A 20944-nucleotide genomic window follows, 5' to 3' on the forward strand; every position below is an offset into this window, starting at 1 on the left:
TCCTTACACGGAATATAATGACATTATAAATTTTGAAGGGAGGAGAAATTAAGGTGAGTGGAAAGGAGATTCGCCGTTCCATGCCGCTGTTTTCCATCGGTACAGTTATGCAGCTGACTGAACTCTCAGCAAGGCAAATCAGATATTATGAAGAACACCAATTAATTTCTCCAGCAAGAACTGAGGGGAATAGGCGGCTTTTCAGTTTGAATGATATTGACAGATTATTAGAAATCAAAGATTTAATTGATCAAGGCGTGAACATGGCAGGCATCAAACAGCTCTTCTTGGTCAAGGAGCAGCATGCAAATGGGAAGGAACAGCATGAAACCAAAGTTAAGCGTGATTTAACAGATGAGGAGCTGCGCAGGCTGCTGCGAAATGAAATGCTGCACGCAGGCAGATTGAATCGCTCATCATTACGGCAAAGCGATCTTTCAAGGTTTTTTCACTAAACTCAAAATCAGCGGAGGTAAGGGAAAATGGCAAAGTATTCAAAAGAAGACATTAGACGGATGGCACATGAGGAAAATGTAAAATTTATCCGTCTACAATTTACAGATATTCTGGGAACGATTAAAAACGTAGAAATTCCAATCAGTCAATTGGAAAAAGCCTTGGAAAACAAAATGATGTTTGATGGCTCATCGATTGAAGGGTTTGTTCGAATTGAAGAGTCTGATATGTATTTATATCCGGACTTAAATACATGGGTTGTATTCCCGTGGACAGCGGAAAAAGGCAAGGTGGCCCGCTTAATTTGTGACATTTATAATTCTGATGGCACTCCATTTGCCGGGGACCCGCGCAATAATCTAAGACGTGTACTAGAAGAAATGAAGGAGCTGGGCTTCACTGATTTCAACCTTGGACCTGAGCCAGAATTCTTTTTATTTAAATTAGATGATAAGGGTGAACCGACATTAGAACTTAATGATAAAGGCGGTTATTTTGACTTTGCGCCAACAGATCTTGGTGAAAACTGCCGTCGTGATATTGTCCTTGAATTGGAAGAAATGGGCTTCGAAATTGAAGCTTCCCACCATGAAGTTGCACCCGGACAACATGAAATTGACTTTAAATACGCTGATGCCTTAACCGCTTGTGATCAAATCCAAACCTTTAAGCTGGTGGTCAAAACAATTGCCCGGAAGCATGGCTTACATGCTACCTTCATGCCAAAGCCGTTGTTTGGAGTTGCGGGATCGGGCATGCATATGAACCTTTCATTATTTAAAAATGGTGAAAATACCTTTTATGACCAAACGGGTGATTTGCAAATGAGTGAAACGGCACGTCAATTTATTGCCGGAATCCTTAAGCATGCCCCAAGCTTTACAGCTGTAACCAACCCGACTGTTAACTCCTACAAGCGCTTGGTTCCCGGCTATGAGGCACCGTGCTACGTTGCTTGGTCCGCGCAAAATCGTTCACCACTAGTTCGAATTCCGGCATCCCGCGGTTTAAGTACGCGGATTGAGGTGCGCAGTGTTGATCCGTCAGCGAACCCATACCTGGCCATGGCAGTCCTTCTCAAAGCAGGATTGGATGGGATTAAAAATAATCTTACCCCACCAGCAGCCGTTGATCGTAACATTTATGTGATGAGCCAGGAGGAACGGTTAGAAGAGGGGATTATCGATCTGCCGGCTACATTAGCACATGCATTAGATCTCCTAAAATCGGATGAAGTAATTGTCAGTGCACTTGGCGGTCATATCTTCGAACGCTTTATTGATGCCAAAGAAATAGAATGGGATATGTTTCGGTCAGTTGTACACCCTTGGGAACGCGAGCAATATATGAGCATGTATTAATTTGGGAAAGCCTTGGCGCTCTAAGCGTTTGGGCTTTTTCTTTTGTGGGGCAGGTCGTATTTATCGAGGTAAAAATTTAGGTTGCCCCAAAATTGCCCCATAAAAAACGCCTGCAACTAAAATAATTGCCAGGCGTTTTTCTGTTTAATGAATTTGCCGATAGACACCGATGACTTTTCCTAAAATGGAAACATTTTTTAAGATAATTGGATCCATTGTAGAGTTCTCCGGCTGTAAGCGGATATAATCCTTCTCTTTAAAAAATCTCTTACATGTCGCTTCATCTTCCTCAGTCATCGCCACGACAATATCACCGTTATTAGCAGTCTGCTGCTGTTTGACGATTACATAATCGCCATCAAGTATGCCGGCTTCAATCATACTTTCGCCCATGATTTCCAACATAAATACTTGTTCTTCCGAAGGTGCAAGCCGTTCGGGAAGCGGGAAATATTCTTCAATATTTTCAATCGCCGTAATCGGCAGACCGGCGGTTACTTTCCCGACAACCGGTACATTTACTACTTTGTTTTTCGGTATATGGGCATTTTCATCCACTTCTAAAATTTCGATCGCTCTAGGCTTCGTAGGGTCTCGTCTGATCAGTCCTTTGCTTTCTAAACGAGCCAAATGACCATGAACAGTCGAACTGGAGGCTAGTCCAACAGCTTCGCCAATTTCTCGAACGGAAGGGGGATAGCCCTTACTCTTAACCTCGTCTTTAATGAAATCAAGAATATCCCGTTGCCGCTTTGATATTTTTACCATGATAAAATGCACCTCATCTTCATTTTGTTACCATAATTATACCATGATCTGACCGTAAATACAAACATAAGTTCGAAAATATATTGACATAAAACAAATGTTCGTTTTATAATAAAACTAAATTAAGCGAACGTATATTCTTTGAAGAGGTGTTTTCAATGAAAAAACTATGGAACCAATTCTCGTATGCTATTATTCTTATTTTACTAAGCTTTTCCTTTGCCATCATTTTATCCTTTCAACATGGATCCGAAGATCAAAACGATTATTTGCAGGTAACTGTTTCCGAAGGAGATTCACTTTGGAAAATAGCAGGACAGTATTCCGGACAGCATTCACTATCAAAGGCTGAGTTCGTTAACTGGGTAAAAAGGCATAATGAAAAAGTTGATGATCAGATTTATCCAGGCGAAAAGATTGTTATACCTGTTTCAAATAAAGCTCCTGCCGCTACTGAGCTTGCAAGCGTCTCTAAACAATAGAAAGGAATTAACAATGAAAGCGATTATTTACTGTCGTGTAAGCACGAATAAGGAAACACAGGAAACTTCTCTTGCACGTCAAGAGGAAGAATTAATCCAACTAGCCAAGCAGAATCAATTTGAAATTGACAAAATTATTAAAGAGCAGGCAAGCGGCTATGATTTTGACAGGGAAGGCATCCTTGAACTGCTGGAAAGAATCAAGGACCCCGAAGTCCAAGCTGTATTAATTCAAGATGAAACTCGGCTTGGAAGGGGCAACGCCAAAATAGCGCTGCTGCATTGTATTTTAAAAGAAGGAATCAAGCTCTACAGCATCGCACATAATGGAGAATTGCAGCTTTCCGAATCAGATTCAATGGTATTAAAAATTGTCGGAATGGTGGAAGAGTATCAGCGAAAGCTTCATAATGTGAAGATAAAACGGGGAATGAAGCGTGCTGTCGAGCATGGATATAAGCCGCAGCGAAACTTAAAGAATCTTGGCGAGCATTCAGGGAGAGAAAAAATTGAAGTCCCAATTGAAGAGATTGACAGACTGCGAAAAAATGGGTTAACTTTTGCTGAAATTGCCGCCACAATGAGGGGATTCGGCTATAAGATATCAAAAGCTACTGTACATAGAAGATATCAGGAATATATAGAAAATAAGGATGAGTAATCCTTTCCCTTGTCAGAACGGAGTTTTTTTAGTACATTAATTCTTGCAATCAGTTTTTGAAAGGATGTGCTTCAATGCTATCCAAAGTGAAAATCGCAAGAATTAATGAACTTGCCAGGAAAGCAAAAACAACCGGATTAACAGAATCAGAAGCAAAAGAACAATCAAAGTTAAGAAGTGAATATTTGGCAGCATTTCGGGCCAATATGCTTGACACGTTAACCAATGCGACATTTATCGATCCACTGGGGAACGATGTAACACCGGCCAAACTTAAAGCAAGAAAACAAAATAAACTTCATTAAGTTAACCAGGAATACAATCATGCTGTATTCCTTTTTCTACATATATAAGAATTTCTGTGTCAAAATAATAACAAACTACCTGAATTGGTGTAATTTGTTGAATTAAATTTTATGTCACTATATTATTAATGATGTATTCATAATCCTAGGGATAGAAAGGATGTAAATAATGTTTAATACTATTGATGATTTATCCATTACGACCATCCGGACGCTTGCGATTGATGCAATCGAGAAAGCGAATTCCGGACATCCGGGAATGCCGATGGGGGCAGCCCCAATGGCGTATGCTTTGTGGACAAGATTTATGAACCACAATCCTAAAAATCCGCATTGGTTTAACCGCGACCGTTTTATTTTATCGGCAGGACATGGTTCTGCGTTGTTGTACAGCCTGCTGCATTTATCGGGATATAATTTGACAATGGATGATTTAAAACAATTTCGCCAATGGGGCAGCAAGACACCTGGTCATCCGGAGTACGGTCATACTGAAGGAGTAGAAGCTACAACAGGTCCTCTGGGACAAGGAATTGCCATGGCGGTTGGTATGGCAATGGCTGAAAGACATCTTGCCAGTGTCTATAATAAGGATCAATATGAACTGGTCAACCATTTTACATATAGCATTTGCGGTGACGGTGACTTGATGGAAGGCGTTTCTGCTGAAGCCGCTTCACTTGCCGGCCATTTAAAATTAGGCCGCTTAGTAGTTCTTTATGATTCAAATGATATTTCACTTGATGGGGATCTAGATAAGTCCTTTACCGAGAGTGTTAAAGGCCGTTTTGAATCATATGGATGGCAATATCTTCGTGTTGAAGATGGGAATAATCTTGAGGAAATTGCCGCTGCTCTTGAAGAGGCAAGAAATGATTTGGAACATCCGACCATGATTGAGGTAAGAACGATTATTGGCTATGGTTCACCAAACCGTGCCGGCACATCCGGTGTTCATGGTGCTCCGCTTGGTGCCGATGAATTAAAGCTGACAAAAGAGGCCTATAAATGGACGTTTGAGGAAGATTTCTATGTTCCAGAGGGTGTCTATGAAAACTTCAATAAACTAATTGGTGAAAATGGTGCGAAAAAGGAAAAAGAATGGAACGAACTTTTCGCCCAGTACAAAAACCAATATCCAGAACTCGCCGGCCAGCTGGAAGCGGCAATCAAACATGAATTGCCTGAAGGCTGGGATAAAGATATTCCGGTTTATAGCGAAGGAAAGAGCCTGGCAAGCCGTGCTTCTTCTGGTGAAGTCATTAACGGCATCGCTAAAAACCTGCCAATCCTAATTGGAGGCTCAGCAGATCTTGCCGGTTCCAACAAAACAACAATAAAAGGAACGGGTGATTTTAAACCTGGCGAATATGAAGGCCGCAATATCTGGTTTGGTGTTCGTGAGTTTGCCATGGGAGCAGCGATGAATGGGATTGCCCTGCACGGTGGAGTGAAGGTATTTGGCGGAACTTTCTTTGTCTTCTCCGATTATCTTCGTCCGGCCATTCGCCTGGCAGCATTAATGGGTTTACCTGTCACTTATGTGTTCACTCATGATAGTATTGCTGTGGGGGAAGACGGACCGACACATGAACCGATTGAGCAGTTGGCAGCATTAAGAGCAATGCCTAATCTTTCAGTAATTCGTCCGGCAGATGGGAATGAAACAGCAGCAGCATGGAAATTGGCAGTGGAGTCTACTAACAAACCAACGGCACTTGTATTAACCCGCCAAAATCTGCCTACTTTAAAAGGAACGGATCAAAATGCTTATGAAGGTGTTTCTAAAGGTGCATATGTGGTTTCCCCTGCAAATAAGGAAACTCCGGATGCCTTATTATTAGCGACCGGTTCCGAAGTAAGTTTGGCAGTCGAAGCGCAAAAGGTCCTTGCAAGTGAAGGTGTCCATGTTTCCGTCGTTAGCATGCCTTCATGGGATCGCTTTGAAGAGCAATCGCAAGAGTATAAAGAATCTGTTTTGCCAAAGAGTGTGAAAAAACGCCTTGGCATTGAAATGGGTGCTTCATTCGGCTGGCATAAATATGTCGGCGATGAAGGAGCTGTCTTAGCGATTGATAAATTTGGCGCCTCTGCTCCTGGTGAAAAGGTGATGGAGGAATATGGATTTAATGTAAACAATGTGGTTTCGCTCGTAAAGAGCCTATTATAATGAACAGTTTTGAAGCGATGAGAATGGATTAATTCCATTCTCATTTTTTTGGGAAAATTAAAGGATTCTTTGTAAAGACAGCGAATTAATAAAAATAGGGATTTCATCCTGGTTTCGACAAAATTAGTGTCGTTTTTTGCCGCCGTAAGACAAATGTTTTGTTGCTTGTTTTCTATAATGGAAAAAAGGTTGTCTGCGAAGGAGAGGTCCGTGTGAGAAAATATCAACTATACTTAATTGAAGAGGAATTTGCCACTCATTACTTCGGAAGAGAACGGTTATTTTTTCGGCTTTTTCAAGAATATCAAAACGCAAACGGCGAGCTGAAATTCATTATACATAAACAAATCGACTTTATAACAAAGAAATTAGAAGTTTTGAAAATTCATCAACTGATTCAAAAACAATTGGGCCGGATGAGGGGCTATAAAGCAGAACGTGGTGCATATACCATTGAGATAAGTGGAAAAATAAGCAGGGCCAAGCTAGAAGTTTATCAAGACTTGATTACTGTGGAAGCTCAAGGTAGTTATGAAGCTGAGACTGCCTTCTTTGAGGTTCTGCGGAAATGTGAAGCTTCCTTTTTAGCCATCGATCTCGAACATGAGCGCTTTGGCTGGTTAAAGCCAATAAAAGAAAGAAAATTTGTTTCAATGCAATGAAATATTGTCTAATTGTTTTTTTTCTAGTACACTGTTGTATGGTAGACAACATGAAGGAGGAAGTTTAATGGGTATGTATATTCTAGTTGGTATACTGGCATTACTTGCTGGTGTAGCACTAGGATTTTTCATCGCTCGCAAATATATGATGAGCTATTTGAAGAAAAATCCACCAATTAATGAACAAATGTTAAAGACGATGATGATGCAAATGGGTATGAAACCATCGGAAAAGAAGATCCGACAAATGATGAACGCCATGAACAAGCAAATGAAATGAGGAAACTGGACAAGCACTCACAATTGGGTGCTTTTTTTCATTTTTAAACCACATGTCTTAATCTTTATTATTTTGCTAATGTTTGATAAAATTAAACTTCGATAGACTAAATATCTGATAATGGTGTTAATTTACATAGAACAAAGATTTCAACTGTGTGGGGGGCGTGTTGTGATGAGAGTGTTTTTTCAACTAGGCTGGTTTTTTAAACAAGAAAAAAAGTCGTATTTATTAGGAGTTTTCCTATTATTGCTGGTAGCTCTGCTGCAACTGGTGCCTCCAAAAATTATTGGAATTGTCGCTGATCATATTAATGAAGGAACCATGACGATGAAGCTGCTTGCGGAGTGGGTATTCGTGCTCATAGCTGTCGGCCTTGTGATGTATGTCTTAAGGTATTATTGGAGAATAATGATTTTTGGTTCGTCTGTGAAGCTAAGCAAAATTTTGAGAAATAGATTATACCATCATTTTACAAATATGTCCCCAGCGTTTTACCAAAAAAGCCGGATTGGCGACTTAATGGCTCATGCAACTAACGACTTGGCGGCGATTCAACAGACTGCGGGATCGGGTGTTCTAACACTGGTTGACTCGCTTTCGACCGGAGGTTTTGTCATCATTGCCATGGCCTTTACGATAAGCTGGAAACTTACCCTTATTTGTTTAATTCCGATGCCGTTTATGGCGATGTTAACCAGTTGGTTTGGAACGATGCTGCATAGAAGTTTTTATAAGGCGCAGGAAGCCTTTTCTTCTTTAAACGATAAAACCCAGGAAAGTATAATGGGAATAAAAGTTATCAAAACTTTTGGACAGGAACAAGAAGATATTGAAGATTTCCGCAAGCAATCGGAAGATGTCGTTCAAAAGAATTTGCTTGTTGCTAAAATTGATTCTCTTTATGATCCAACCATTTCCATCATTGTTGGGATTTCCTTTTTCTTGTCGATTGTCTTTGGAGCTAAGTATGTCCTTGCTGGTGAACTAACAATTGGAGAACTCATTTCGTTTACGACCTATTTAGGGCTGTTAGTGTGGCCGATGCTGGCTTTTGGCTGGTTATTTAACATTGTTGAACGCGGCCGTGCTTCCTATGACCGTGTCTCAGCCTTGCTGAGGGAAAAAGTAGAAATCATCGATCAAGAAAATGCATTGGATCTTGTTCCACACGGTGATATTGAATACAGGATTGGAGAATTTACCTATCCAGGTGAAACGGCCCCAGTTTTAAAGGACATCCATTTTACACTTAACCGCGGAGAAACATTAGGGATTGTCGGTAAAACAGGTGCGGGAAAAACCACCTTATTGAAGCTGTTAATCCGTGAATTTGAAGGTTATCAAGGGGACATTTGGTTTGGTGGTGCAAGATTACAAGATTACAAGATCGATAAATTACGCCAAGCTATCGGCTATGTCCCACAGGATCATTTTTTATTCTCAGCTACCGTAGCGGAAAACATCGCCTTCACCAATCCGGATGCTGACAAGGCGGAAATAGAAGCGGCAGCAAAAATAGCTAATATTCATGAGGATATCCTTCAATTTACCGACGGTTATCAAACCGTCGTCGGGGAGCGCGGCGTATCATTATCGGGCGGACAAAAACAAAGAATTTCAATTGCCCGTGCCCTGTTAATGAATCCGGAAGTTTTAATTCTGGATGACTCCTTGTCAGCTGTTGACGCAAAAACAGAGGAAGCGATTTTATCATCGTTGAAACAAAATCGTGAAGGAAAAACGACAATCATAACATCACATCGTCTAAGTGCTGTCCAACATGCGAATCAGATTATCGTTTTGGAAGAGGGCAAAATAATCGAAAGCGGTACTCACGAGGAATTAATGGAATTGGACGGCTGGTACAGGCATATGTACCTACATCAACAGCTTGAAGAACTTGTCGAGCAGGGGGGACATTAATATGGTAGAGAAAATAGAGCTCTCTGGACGTGAACAACGAAAGGTGTTAGTGCGCCTGCTTTCCTATACAAAGCCGCATAAACGGATTATCATTTGGGCATTCTTTTTGCTGCTGTTAACGACAATTGGCGATATTGTCCTGCCAATCTTGGTGGCGATTTTTATTGATGACTACCTCCAGCCCGGCAGACTAGAATTTAAGCCGTTGCTGCTTCTCGGATCAGCATATATGGGAATTCAAATTGTCAAAGCGATCCTACTGTTTTTTCAACTAGTTAAATTTCAGGAAATTGCCTTGTATATCATTCAACAGCTGAGAATTGATGTTTTTTCAAAGGTACAGGCGCTTGGTTTAAAATATTTTGATAAAACGCCTGCCGGAAGCATTGTCTCACGGGTCACGAATGATACCGAAGCAATTAAAGATATGTTTGTCACCGTTATTTCTACTTTTATTCAAAGCGGTTTTCTGCTTTCCGGAATATTTATTGCGATGTTTATTTTGAATGTAAAATTAGCGATCTTTTGTACAATTCTTATTCCAATCCTGCTTTTGGTCATGGTGGTTTACCGAAAATGGAGCTCTCAATTCTATCTCGATATGCGTGAAAGATTGAGTCAACTAAATGCCAAGCTAAGCGAGTCACTTCAAGGAATGTCGATTATCCAAGTATTTCGTCAGGAAAAACGACTGCGCAAAGAATTTGGTGACATTAATGAGTTGCATTATAATGCTGGAATGAAGAATATCAAAATAGATGGCTTGCTGCTGCGGCCGGCGATTGACCTGATTTATATCTTTGCCTTGATAATCGTTTTAAGCTACTTTGGGATTACTTCGATGCACCAGTCGATTCAAATTGGGGTTATTTATGCCTTTATTAATTACTTGGATCGCTTTTTTGAACCGGTTAATCAAATGATGATGCGGTTATCTTTATATCAGCAAGCAATTGTCGCCGGGCACCGGGTATTCAAATTATTGGATGAGGAGGAAATAGCCCCGGCTCAAAGTGATGACCCGCATGTTTCAATTACTGACGGGAAAATTGAGTTCAACAACTTAAGCTTTTCCTATGATGGAAAGCGTGATGTGTTAAAAAATATTACTTTCACGGCTAATCCCGGGGAAACAGTCGCGCTTGTGGGTCATACCGGAAGCGGCAAAAGTTCCATCATTAATTTGTTGATGCGATTTTACGAGTTTGAACGGGGGGAGATTTTCATCGATGGGAAGTCGATTCGCGATTATTCAAAAAGTGAGTTAAGAAAGAAAATGGGATTAGTTTTGCAAGATCCGTTTTTGTTCTATGGGACAGTTAAAGATAATATTCGTCTCCATCAAAGTAATATGACGGATGAACAGGTAAAGGAGGCAGCGAGGTTTGTTCAGGCGCAGGAATTTATTGAACGCCTTGAGGATGGCTATGATCATAAGGTGGTCGAAAGGGGCGCCACTTTTTCCAGCGGCCAGCGGCAGTTAATTGCTTTTGCACGGACAATTGCCGCCAATCCGAAAATCCTAGTTCTCGATGAGGCAACTGCCAATATCGATACAGAAACAGAAGAAGCGATTCAAACAGCGTTGGCGAAAATGCGTAAAGGAAGAACAACGATTGCCATCGCCCACCGTTTATCAACCATTCAAGATGCCGATTTAATTCTTGTTCTTCACAAGGGAGAAATTGTTGAACGCGGTACCCATCAAGAGCTGCTGGCACAAAGAGGATTGTATCATAAAATGTTCTTGCTGCAGAATGGGGGCGTGGAACATCTCGAAGATGTTGCCAATTAAAAAGGAAAGCCTGGAGCAAGTTCCAGGCTTTTCCGATATTTACATGAGTTGTTTGGTTCTTGTCCAGCCACTAATAGGTTGAGAAGGGACCTTCTTTATATAATTTCGATTATATTCGTTGATTAATTGGTCCAGTTCTTGACTTCGGCGGATAGCGATGGTGGAGGTGAAGCCGTTCATATTAGCAGCCTGAACTAATTCAGCGCGTTTTTTTTCAATTAGAGCAATTAATTCATTTTTTAGCACAGCCGATGTCCTTTCTGGAAAATCATGATAAATGATATGAAAAGAAGTATTCATTTCTCTTTTGTTACTATTTTACTAGTATAACCTAAGTTGTAAAATATTTCAAAGGAGGCGGATAAAAAATTCTTTAACCAAAGATTTAATTATTGAACGTTTTGTGAACAAATGAATGGAAATGTGTTTCTTTCATAATAATTATTATCTTTTAAGTAAATGTTTTGTTAGAATGAAAGGGTATCGACTATATTGGGAGTGTTAATATGTCTGATGTAAATATATTTTTAGCTTTCGGAGCCGGTTTTTTAAGCTTTATTTCTCCGTGCTGCTTGCCATTATATCCCGCATTTTTATCATATATTACCGGGATGTCGGTAGCGGAATTGCAAACTGAAAATGCTTTACTACAAAAACGCAGCCTATTACATACCATTTTCTTTCTATTGGGTTTTTCGGTTATTTTTATCGCAATGGGATTTGCCACTTCATTTGTCGGTAACTTCTTCACCCAATACAAAGATTTAATTCGCCAGCTTGGCGGGATCTTTATAGTCTTTTTTGGATTGGTGATTGTAGGTATCTTAAAACCGGAATTTCTGATGAAGGACCGCCGCTTCGAATTTAAAAACCGTCCTTCGGGATATATTGGCTCGGCGTTAATCGGAATGGCCTTCTCAGCGGGCTGGACACCGTGTACCGGCCCCATACTAACGGCTGTTATTATGCTTGCTGCGACGAATCCCGGCTCAGCGATGATCTATATGATCGCTTATATCCTCGGTTTCGCGATACCATTCCTAATTTTATCATTCTTTATCGGCCGGATGAAATGGATTCGGAAGCATAGCGGTAAAATCATGAAAGTCGGCGGCTACATTATGATTGTTATGGGAATTGTCTTATACTTTGACTGGATGACAAAGATTATTAATATTTTTCAAAGTTTGTTTGGCGGTTTTACCGGGTTTTAAGTACTAGTAAGATAGTTTCACCCATTCATTACCATTTAACGTAAAGTTAGATGGTTTTTCCTTTTTATGTATCCGATTCCTTCGTTCATGAAAATTTGGGAACAGAAAATAAGTAAAAATCTTTCTCAATTTCATAGCTTTTAAAGTATAATGAGTAACATAAATACGTTAATAAGGGAAGAATGTAAAGTATGAATTATGTGGTTTTTTCCTCGATAGGTGCAGTTTTTATGGGCTTCTTCGTCCTGTTTGTTCGGATGAAAGCAGCGAAGAAACCGACAAGTGTGAAAAAAATAATTTTACCGCCCATTTTTATGTCGACTGGGGCGATCATGTACACAATGCCGCAATTTAGATTAACGCCAATGGAAATTCTCGAGGCTGTTGTGGTGGGAATGCTATTTTCCATCCTGCTGATCAAAACCTCTAAATTTGAAATCCGTGACAATGATATTTATTTAAAGCGGTCCAAGGCGTTTATCTTCATTCTCATTGGGTTATTAGTGATTCGTCTTGCCTTGAAGGGCATTTTAAGCAGTACCATTGATATTGGCCAGTTAAGCGGGATGTTCTTCCTGCTTGCCTACAGCATGATTGTCCCGTGGCGGGTGGCCATGTATCGTTCCTATATGAAGCTTTATAAAGAGCTTCATGGAATCAAAATGGTATAATTTTAAAACACTGATCGGCAGCGGTCAGTGTTTTTAGTATAAAAACAACCGTCCCAGGATGGAACGATTAGAATAAATGCTCATATGGAGTGACATCAATGTGATTCTCAAATAATTTTTTTCGTAAAAATTTATGATCCCGCTTTGGCGTTGCCATAATATATCCGCGAATGACAAGATCTTCGGTGATTTTGGGTGCCTTTTCCTTTAGGGCAAGTTCGCCAATTTTTCCGGCAATTTTATGTCTTGCCACATCACGGAATAACTCTGGAACGGGACTGACTAAATCTTCTAGCAGCGATTTTTCTTCCGGTCCCCAAAGGTGACGAGACTCATTTACATAATGGACTTCCCATTCCATGTCCGATTTGCCGTCTTCCTTTGGCAATTTCTTTAAAAACTTGCGGAACATAAAGAATCCGCCGATTGCCATCGACCCAACGAGAAACACAACCCAAAAAAGAATAAACCATAAAAACCAACCATGAAGCATCTCTATTTCACCTACAAATAATATCGTTAGATAAATTATAGTATTTTTAAGGAAGAAAAGACAAGTATTCACTAGAAGAAAGGGAATAGTTTGTTTGACTGCTTGCTTAATTTGAATAGTCGTAATGACGCATGATTGACAATTTAAGCTGTTTCATTGATTAATACTATATTCTATTGTAATATAGGAAATGCATTAAAGATTTTAATAGGAATTGTACATTTGTTTTCTAAATGGGGCTGGATGGGGTACTGGTGTCCCCCACGGTCTTCAAAACCGCTTGTGACCTGCGTGCCAGGTCAGGTGGGTTCGATTCCCACACGGTCCCGCCAAACCAGTTATATTAAGGATTTTGATGCTTTTTTTGCAGTTGTGAATAGAAGGTTTTCTGTCCTAAAATCCGCAAAGCTTATTTAAGCGGACACCAAATGGACACAATGTCAGATTTACATATTACTTACTTAATGAGCTGCTCAAACTACTGGGCAGCTTCTTTTGCATGTTTGGCAATACATGAGTGTATGTGTCCATTGTTATCCCGATTGTTGAATGTCCGAACCGGTTGGATATATATTGGAAAGATAGGGAACTGGGATAATTTTTTTGAACACATATACCAAAGATCATTGAAATTAGGTAGAATTTAATGAAGGAAATAAATACTTTGAAGGTGTTGTAATGAGTGCTGACCTCGTAAAAAAGATTGAGCAGGAGTTAAGTAGTATCTCATCAAAATATTATAAAATGATTCTTGTTTGTGAGCATCCTAAAGGAATCGCTGTTAAAAACGCTGCTGAAAACTTGGGAATACCACTTCTAAATATTAGTTTGCTGTTAAGTGAAAAATTAAAAGAGTATCCAAGTAAGCGTATGGCCGGAAGAGTCCATAACCTGCTAAGCGATATCTTAAGAAATGCGGGGAGAAGAACACTTTGCTTGGATCATATTGAGGTATTATTTGACCCGACCTTAAAACAAGATGTCATTCAGCTTTTACAGTCTTTTAGCAGGAACTATACGCTAGTCGTTTCATGGAAAGGCAGTTACGATGGCCGACGTTTTGCGTATGCGGTGCCTGGGCATCCTGAATATTATGAGTGCAAAGAATTCGATGGAATTGTAGTGACGGAATAAAGGGGGAAGAGACAAATGAAATATCGTGATTTAGTCCAATTTGAACCAATTGAATCGGTTATTCAATTAACAGATGCAAATGATAAGGATCGAGCAGTTCATTTAATTGATACATATGTTATTTCAGAAAGAATGGCGGAGCAGCTAGATGAAGCTGTCATTGAACATTTACAGTTCCGTCGGCCAGTAGATAATAAGGGATTATTCATTGTCGGTAATTATGGAACAGGTAAATCACACTTAATGAGTGTCATTTCAACGATTGCCGAAATGGACGGTGCAAGCAATTATATCAAGAATGAGCGTGTTGCACAAAAGGCAAAAGAAATCGAAGGGCAATTTAAAGTTATTCGTACTGAAATTGGCAGCGTTCGGACTTCACTGAGAGATATACTATGTGAAGCATTAGAAGAGGGACTATATGATATGGGGGTTGATTTTAAATTCCCGTCTATAGATCAAGTCCGCAATAATAAAGATGCACTTACTGAAATGATGGGGCTTTTCCAAGAGGCATTTCCGGACCAAGGGCTTATGCTTGTGGTAGATGAGTTATTAGACTACTTAAGAAGCAGAAAAGAACAGGAACTTACATTAGATCTTGGCTTTTTACGGGAAGTAGGGGAAGTTTGTAGTAAAACTCGCTTGCGTTTTATTGCAGGTATTCAAGAAATGCTATTTGATAATCCTAAATTTGGATTCGTAGCGGATTCTTTACGAAGAGTTAAAGAACGTTTTGAACAAGTTCGTATTGTCCGTGAAGATATTGCATTTGTTGTTTCACAAAGATTACTTAAAAAGGATGAAAAACAAAAAGCGCTTATTCGTGAGCATTTGAGTCGGTTTACTTCATTATATACCCGTTTAAGTGAAGATCTAGAAATGTATGTTAATCTCTTCCCAATCCATCCAGCTTATTTAACCACATTTGAGAAAGTAAATGTTGCTGAAAAAAGGGTGGCATTGAAAACAATAAGTAATGAAATTAAGCGGATTCTTGAGGACGATGTTCCAGAGGGAGCCCCAGGACTTGTTTCCTATGACAGCTACTGGAAATACATTGAAGAAGACCCTTCCTACAAAAGTAATCCTGATATCCGTGAAGTACTGGACAAGTCGCGCATATTAAAGGATCGTATTCAAAATGCGTTTACCAAAAAAATCTATCAGCCGATGGCCATTAGAATTGTAAATGCCTTGGCAATCTACCGTCTTGCTACAAGTGATATATTTGATAAGGTTGGCCTAACACCAGAGGAATTTCGTGATGATTTGTTTTTGCATTCCACAATGAGCTTAGAAATGCTTTTAGAAGATGATAATCCGTCTGATTTTCTAAAAACCACTGTCGAGGCAGCTTTACGAGAAATCCAAAAAACAGTTAGTTTTCAATATATTTCAACGAACGAAAGCAATGGACAATATTATTTGGATTTGAAAAAAGATATTGCTGTTGATGATTTAATTGAGCAGAAAGCTGAAACAATTGAAGACGATAAACTGGATAGCTATTATTTTGAAGTGCTTAAACAAGCCACAGGGGTAGCGGATAATACCTATGTTACGGGATATAAAATCTGGAAACATAATCTGCCTTGGGAAGCCCATAAAGTGACTCGGCAGGGGTACCTATTCTTTGGTGCACCGAATGAACGGTCAACCGCCCAACCTGAACGAGATTTTTATATTTATATGTTAAAGCCGTTCAGTGAAGTGAAATTTAAGGATGAACAAAATGCAGATGAAGTCTTTTTTAAGCTGACTATAAAAGAAGAGAAATTTATAAGATTGTTAAAGATGTATGCTGGCTCTAGGGAACTGGGAATAAATGCTACTTCTGCAACAAAGCAATTGTATGTAAGAAAGTCGGAAACTTATTTTAAGGAACTTGTAAAATGGTTAAGTGATAACTTCGTTCATGTTTATGAAATTACTTATCGCGGTAAAACAGCAAATATTTTAGAGTTCGGCATGATGCTGCCGCAAAATGCCAGTGTGATTGAAATTATAAATTCCGTTTCTGAAGGTCTATTGACAGATTGGTTTGAACAAAAATATCCTGATTACCCCTCATTCAGAAGATTGCAAAATGTTTATTTGAACAAAGAGAACCTGCCTTCCTATGTATCAGATGCACTTGTTCAAATCTCCGGCAGGGAGACGAGACAAGGTACTGCAATATTAGATGGATTGGTCTTACTTGACCAAAATGGTAAGATAAATGTTCATAGGTCAGGCTATGCCAAATGGGTAATGAATAAATTAAATGAAAAAGGACACGGGCAAGTTTTAAATGCTTCCGAATTAATTGAAACCATTACAATTAAAGGAACGGAAGACACGCGTCTTACTTATGAATTTAAGCTAGAACCGGAACTTTTCCTAGTTGTGCTTGCCGCACTTGTCCATGCTGGAGAATTGGTTGTTAACGTAGACGGCAAGTCTTATGATGCAATGAATTATACAGAATTTTCTCGATTACCGTTAGGACAGCTTACCTATTTTAATCACGTAAAAAAACCAAGTGGCCTTCCGGTTGCTGCAATTAATGCACTTTTTCAAATATCCGATGTTCGGATACCGAACCTTGAGGGAGAAAACTTAGCTTTTGGCATTCGTCGAGTAATGGAATTTGCTAACAACAAATTACAAAAAGTTGTTAGGATGATTCCTACCATTCGAACAGGTTTACCAATTTGGGACGGAACACTTTTTTCAACAGCAGAGGTTGGACAGTATGTTCAAAAAATGGATGACTTAAAAGGATTTTTAGAAGGAATTGGGCGCTATGATTCGCCGGCTAAAATGCATAATTTAAGGTATTCCGCCGAGGAGATCTTGGCACAAGATATTCATTTAAAAGAATTAGAAAAATTGGAGAAGCTTGAGACGAAAGTAAGAGAATTCACAAATGTGGCCAATTACCTTACTCAGGCGAAACTTCATCTTGATCGAAATCATGAATGGAGTCAAAAAGTGGATGCGGCGTTATACGACCTATCCATTGCTTTAAAAGAAGGAGAGGACTATTCTTCAGAAAGCCGTACAATTGAACAACTAAAAGATGAATATATTCGTTTATATATGGGATTGCATGACAAATCAAGGCTAAATGCAACCCAAGATATGAAAAAGAGCGGTTTGCTAAATGATCAACGTTTGAAAGCTTTAAGGGAATTAGCTCAAAAAATTGATATTTTGCCTAATCATGTCCTTTCTGATTGGCAAAGAAGATTGGATTCATTTATTACCTGCTATCAATTGAAAAGAGAGGATTTACAGCATTCCGCAACATGTCCGCACTGTAAATTCAGACCGAAAGAAGAAGCATCTTTAAATCAATATAAGTTGGAGACATTAGAAGATGAACTTGGCGAATTACTGAATAACTGGACAAATACGTTGTTAAATAACTTTAATGATCCAACCATTAAAGAAAATATTGCATTACTAAGACCGGAACAGCAAGAACTGGTTCAACAGTTCATTTCACAAAAATCATTTAGTCTGCCAATTGATATACGATTAATTCAAGCCATTAATGATTTGTTAAAAGGGATTAATAAAGTTGAAATCACTTTAGATCAAATTACAGACATGATGGCGAATGGAAGTCCATTAACGGTGGAAGAACTCCGAAGAAGATTTGAGATGCTTATTCAACAGACAGTTAGAAACCAACCAACAAATCGAATTCGGGTTATGCTTAAGAAATGACGAGGTGTACTAAAATGTCATATGAAACAGAGCAGTTATCGTTTGAAAATACAGATTCCCAAACAGACAATCAACCGGTTGTCTGTTTGGGTATGACTTTTAAAAATGATGAAGAGAGAAGAGAGTATTTTAGAGAAGAATTAAGAAAAAAATTGCCTGAATTAAAAAAAATTGAAGGTTTCCCAATAGGAAACGATGAAGATATTATTAATTTATCAAATCCCCCTTATTATACTGCGTGCCCTAATCCTTGGTTAAATAATTTTATTAATGATTGGAATAAGGAAAAAAAAGATAATCAGATAACCCACGATAATTATAAAAGAGAACCTTTTGCATCAGATGTGAGCGAGGGGAAGAAGGATCCTATTTATAATGCTCATAGCTATCATACAAAGGTTCCTTATAAAGCAATAATGAGGTATTTACTTCACTATACTTCTCCGGGTGATATTGTATTTGATGGTTTCTCAGGAACAGGTATGACTGGTATTGCAGCACAAATGTGTTCGAATAAATCTATTGTGGAGAACCTAGGGTATCGTATTCTTGACAACGGAGACATAGTAGACGATGAAAACAATACCGTGTCAAAATTAGGTGACAGGAAAGCAATTCTTAATGATTTGTCAACGGCAGCTACATTTATTGGAAAGGTCTATAATACTCCTGTTAATGTTAATAATTTTGAAAGGGAAGCAAGACGAATATTAAGCGAACTAAAAGATGAATTTGGATGGTTATATCAGACAGATCACAATTTTGACGGGAAACATCAGAATGCAAAGGGAAATATAAATTATACAGTATGGAGTGATGTTTTCGTTTGTCCGAACTGTACGGAAGAAGTGGTTTTTTGGGATGTTGCTGTAGACCAAGATGTTGGAAAGGTTTACTCAGAATTTAAATGTAATCATTGCAATACTGAAATTTCGAAGAAGACTTTAGAAAGAGCAATTGAATCATACTTTGATGAAAGTACGTCAAAAGTAATTCAAACTACAAAAAGAATTCCAGTCTTAATTAATTATTCATACCGTGACGTAGAATATGAGAAAACTCCAAGTGAGCAGGATTTGCAAACTTTAGAACAGATTAAACAATTTTCGATACCATATTGGTTTCCTATAAATCCTATGATGGGAATAGGTGAAAAGTGGGGGGATTCATGGAGAGCAGGGTATCATTTCGGCATAACACATGTTCATCATTTTTATACCAAAAGGAATTTATTATTGCTTTCTGCATTTTACCATAAAATTCAAGAATCTAATCAATCTGATGATATTAAGGATCTACTTTTGAGTGTAATGACTGGAGGTTTGCTCGGTCTGACTTTGTTACAAAGATTTAGACCAAAATCTAGTTTTCCAAATATGATACTTTCAGGGACTTTATACGTTTCATCAATGATTAGGGAATGGAATGTAATCCAATGGTTAGAAGGAAAACTACAAGGAGTCCTTAGAGCAAGAAAACTTCAACCATCAAAATTAATTCAGGTTCAATCAACAGGTTCTGTTACATTGACGGGTATTAGTGAAAGTTCTATCGATTATATATTCACTGATCCTCCATTTGGCGGAAACTTAATGTATTCTGAATTGAATTTTTTATGGGAATCGTGGTTAAAAGTATTAACCCAATATCAGCATGAAGCGATAGTAAACTCCTCTTATCATAAAGATAACAATTTCTATAGGAGAATGATGATACAAAGTTTCAAAGAGTATTATCGGATTTTGAAACCGGGTCGGTGGATTACAGTAGAATTTAGTAATTCACAAGCATCTATCTGGAATATTATTCGAGAAGCCATAGAACGTGCAGGTTTTATTATTGCTAATGTTGCAGCGCTGGATAAAAAGCAGGGGAGCTTTAAGGCTATAACTTCAACCACAGCAGTTAAACAAGATTTGGTAATCTCAGCTTATAAGCCGTCAAAGGAAATGGTAAAAAGTATGTCAGATTCGATAAATTCTGTCGAAACTGCATGGAATTTTGTGAGAAATCATTTAGAAAAGTTACCGATATTTCTCGGAAAAAAAGGAGAAGCTGAAGTTATTATTGAAAGAACCCCTCGTGTCTTATTTGATAGAATGGTTGCCTACCATGTTCAAAATGGATTATCTGTACCAATTTCTTCTGGAGAATTCCAAGAAGGTATCATACAGAAGTTCCCAATCAGGGATGGAATGGCCTTTTTAGAAAGTCAGGTAGTGGAGTATGATAAAAAGCGAATTTTGGCCAAGGAATTTGTTCAATCGAGTTGGCTAGTAACAGATGAAACTAGTGCAATAGAATGGATTCGTCAACAACTTATGAAAAAACCTCAGACACGTCAAGATATACATCCGAATTTTATGAAAGAAATTCAACATATAGCTAAGCATGAAATGCTGCCGGAGTTAGATGATTTGCTAAACCAAAATTTCTTGCGTTACGATGGAGACGAACCAGTTCCTGACCAAGTTGCTAGCTATCTTCGAAAGAATTATAAGGATTTACGCGGGTTAGAAAACGATGATGCAAAATTAAAAGAAAAGGCGCTAAATCGTTGGTATGTTCCAGATCCGAATAAACAAGCAGATTTGGAAAAATTGCGTGAAAAATCCTTGCTACGTGAATTTGAAGGATATGTTGAGGAACTTTCAAAGAGTAAGAAAAAACTCAAGCAGTTCCGTACGGAAGCCATTCGTGCCGGCTTTAAAAAAGCTTGGGGGGATAAGGATTACCAAAAGATTGTTACCGTAGGTGATCGCCTGCCTGGAAGTGTGATTCAAGAAGACGATAAGCTGTTAATGTACTATGATAATGCACAAATTCGCTTAGGATTATAATGTAGGGCA

General features: G+C 38.8%; 18 protein-coding genes and 1 tRNA gene. 16 read left to right on the forward strand and 3 right to left on the reverse strand.

What is annotated here, in order from left to right; translation table 11 throughout:
- Positions 1-53 precede the first annotated feature (53 nt).
- The gene (locus JK635_RS11000; RefSeq protein ID WP_368857084.1) at positions 54-455 is read left to right on the forward strand and encodes a MerR family transcriptional regulator; all 402 of its coding nucleotides are present in this window, start codon (positions 54-56) and stop codon (positions 453-455) included.
- 27 nt (positions 456-482) lie between these two features.
- Positions 483-1817, forward strand: coding sequence for a type I glutamate--ammonia ligase (gene glnA, locus JK635_RS11005; protein WP_202653986.1), 1335 nt, complete (start codon positions 483-485; stop codon positions 1815-1817).
- Between the two features lie 144 nt (positions 1818-1961).
- Here glnA and lexA read toward each other — a convergent pair whose 3' ends face one another.
- Positions 1962-2585: a transcriptional repressor LexA gene (gene lexA / locus JK635_RS11010; protein WP_202653987.1), complete on the reverse strand. Its 624-nt coding sequence runs from the start codon at positions 2583-2585 to the stop codon at positions 1962-1964.
- 158 nt (positions 2586-2743) lie between these two features.
- On the opposite strand from lexA, the gene yneA reads away from it, so the two are divergent.
- The 8 genes from yneA to JK635_RS11050 all read left to right on the forward strand — a co-directional run bounded on the left by yneA (position 2744) and on the right by JK635_RS11050 (position 10866).
- Positions 2744-3067 carry a cell division suppressor protein YneA gene (yneA, locus tag JK635_RS11015; RefSeq protein WP_202653988.1) on the forward strand — a complete coding sequence of 108 codons (324 nt, stop codon included), beginning with the start codon at positions 2744-2746 and terminating at the stop codon, positions 3065-3067.
- A gap of 13 nt (positions 3068-3080) precedes the next feature.
- Positions 3081-3728: a YneB family resolvase-like protein gene (locus tag JK635_RS11020; protein WP_202653989.1), complete on the forward strand. Its 648-nt coding sequence runs from the start codon at positions 3081-3083 to the stop codon at positions 3726-3728.
- 74 nt (positions 3729-3802) lie between these two features.
- A complete protein-coding gene (locus JK635_RS11025; RefSeq protein WP_202653990.1) occupies positions 3803-4033 on the forward strand; it encodes a DUF896 domain-containing protein in 231 nt (76 codons plus the stop codon).
- Positions 4034-4202: 169 nt separating this feature from the next.
- Positions 4203-6203: a transketolase gene (gene tkt / locus JK635_RS11030; RefSeq protein WP_202653991.1), complete on the forward strand. Its 2001-nt coding sequence runs from the start codon at positions 4203-4205 to the stop codon at positions 6201-6203.
- Between the two features lie 212 nt (positions 6204-6415).
- A complete protein-coding gene (sirA, locus tag JK635_RS11035; protein ID WP_202653992.1) occupies positions 6416-6865 on the forward strand; it encodes a sporulation inhibitor of replication protein SirA in 450 nt (149 codons plus the stop codon).
- Between the two features lie 67 nt (positions 6866-6932).
- Complete coding sequence (locus JK635_RS11040) at positions 6933-7145, forward strand: YneF family protein (RefSeq protein ID WP_202653993.1); 213 nt, start codon at positions 6933-6935, stop codon at positions 7143-7145.
- 174 nt (positions 7146-7319) lie between these two features.
- A complete protein-coding gene (locus JK635_RS11045; RefSeq protein ID WP_202654334.1) occupies positions 7320-9071 on the forward strand; it encodes an ABC transporter transmembrane domain-containing protein in 1752 nt (583 codons plus the stop codon).
- Position 9072: 1 nt separating this feature from the next.
- On the forward strand, positions 9073-10866 hold the full coding sequence (locus JK635_RS11050; protein WP_202653994.1) for an ABC transporter ATP-binding protein: 1794 nt from the start codon (positions 9073-9075) through the stop codon (positions 10864-10866).
- Positions 10867-10905: 39 nt separating this feature from the next.
- On the opposite strand, the gene JK635_RS11055 is transcribed toward JK635_RS11050, so the two are convergent.
- Positions 10906-11166 (reverse strand): aspartyl-phosphate phosphatase Spo0E family protein, encoded by a 261-nt coding sequence (locus tag JK635_RS11055; protein ID WP_235888021.1) that lies wholly within the window; start codon positions 11164-11166, stop codon positions 10906-10908.
- 206 nt (positions 11167-11372) lie between these two features.
- On the opposite strand from JK635_RS11055, the gene JK635_RS11060 reads away from it, so the two are divergent.
- Both JK635_RS11060 and JK635_RS11065 read left to right on the forward strand, forming a co-directional pair.
- On the forward strand, positions 11373-12080 hold the full coding sequence (locus JK635_RS11060) for a cytochrome c biogenesis CcdA family protein (RefSeq protein ID WP_202653995.1): 708 nt from the start codon (positions 11373-11375) through the stop codon (positions 12078-12080).
- A gap of 191 nt (positions 12081-12271) precedes the next feature.
- Entirely contained in the window at positions 12272-12751 is a 480-nt protein-coding gene (locus JK635_RS11065) for a CcdC family protein (RefSeq protein ID WP_202653996.1), read from the forward strand.
- A 67-nt stretch (positions 12752-12818) separates the two neighbouring features.
- Here the strand turns inward: JK635_RS11065 and JK635_RS11070 are convergent, their stop codons facing one another.
- Positions 12819-13244: a DUF2621 domain-containing protein gene (locus JK635_RS11070; RefSeq protein WP_202653997.1), complete on the reverse strand. Its 426-nt coding sequence runs from the start codon at positions 13242-13244 to the stop codon at positions 12819-12821.
- Positions 13245-13479: 235 nt separating this feature from the next.
- On the opposite strand from JK635_RS11070, the gene JK635_RS11075 reads away from it, so the two are divergent.
- The 4 genes from JK635_RS11075 (at position 13480) to JK635_RS11090 (ending at position 20935) form a co-directional block, all read left to right on the forward strand.
- A tRNA-Sec gene (locus tag JK635_RS11075) sits at positions 13480-13576 on the forward strand.
- A gap of 346 nt (positions 13577-13922) precedes the next feature.
- Positions 13923-14378, forward strand: coding sequence for a BREX-3 system P-loop-containing protein BrxF (brxF, locus tag JK635_RS11080; protein ID WP_202653998.1), 456 nt, complete (start codon positions 13923-13925; stop codon positions 14376-14378).
- Positions 14379-14393: 15 nt separating this feature from the next.
- A complete protein-coding gene (locus tag JK635_RS11085) occupies positions 14394-18095 on the forward strand; it encodes a DUF6079 family protein (RefSeq protein WP_202653999.1) in 3702 nt (1233 codons plus the stop codon).
- A gap of 14 nt (positions 18096-18109) precedes the next feature.
- The gene (locus tag JK635_RS11090; RefSeq protein WP_202654000.1) at positions 18110-20935 is read left to right on the forward strand and encodes a DNA methyltransferase; all 2826 of its coding nucleotides are present in this window, start codon (positions 18110-18112) and stop codon (positions 20933-20935) included.
- Positions 20936-20944 lie beyond the last annotated feature (9 nt).

It is taken from the genome of Neobacillus paridis, assembly GCF_016765675.1.
Taxonomy (GTDB): Bacteria; Bacillota; Bacilli; order Bacillales; family Cytobacillaceae; genus Neobacillus; species Neobacillus paridis.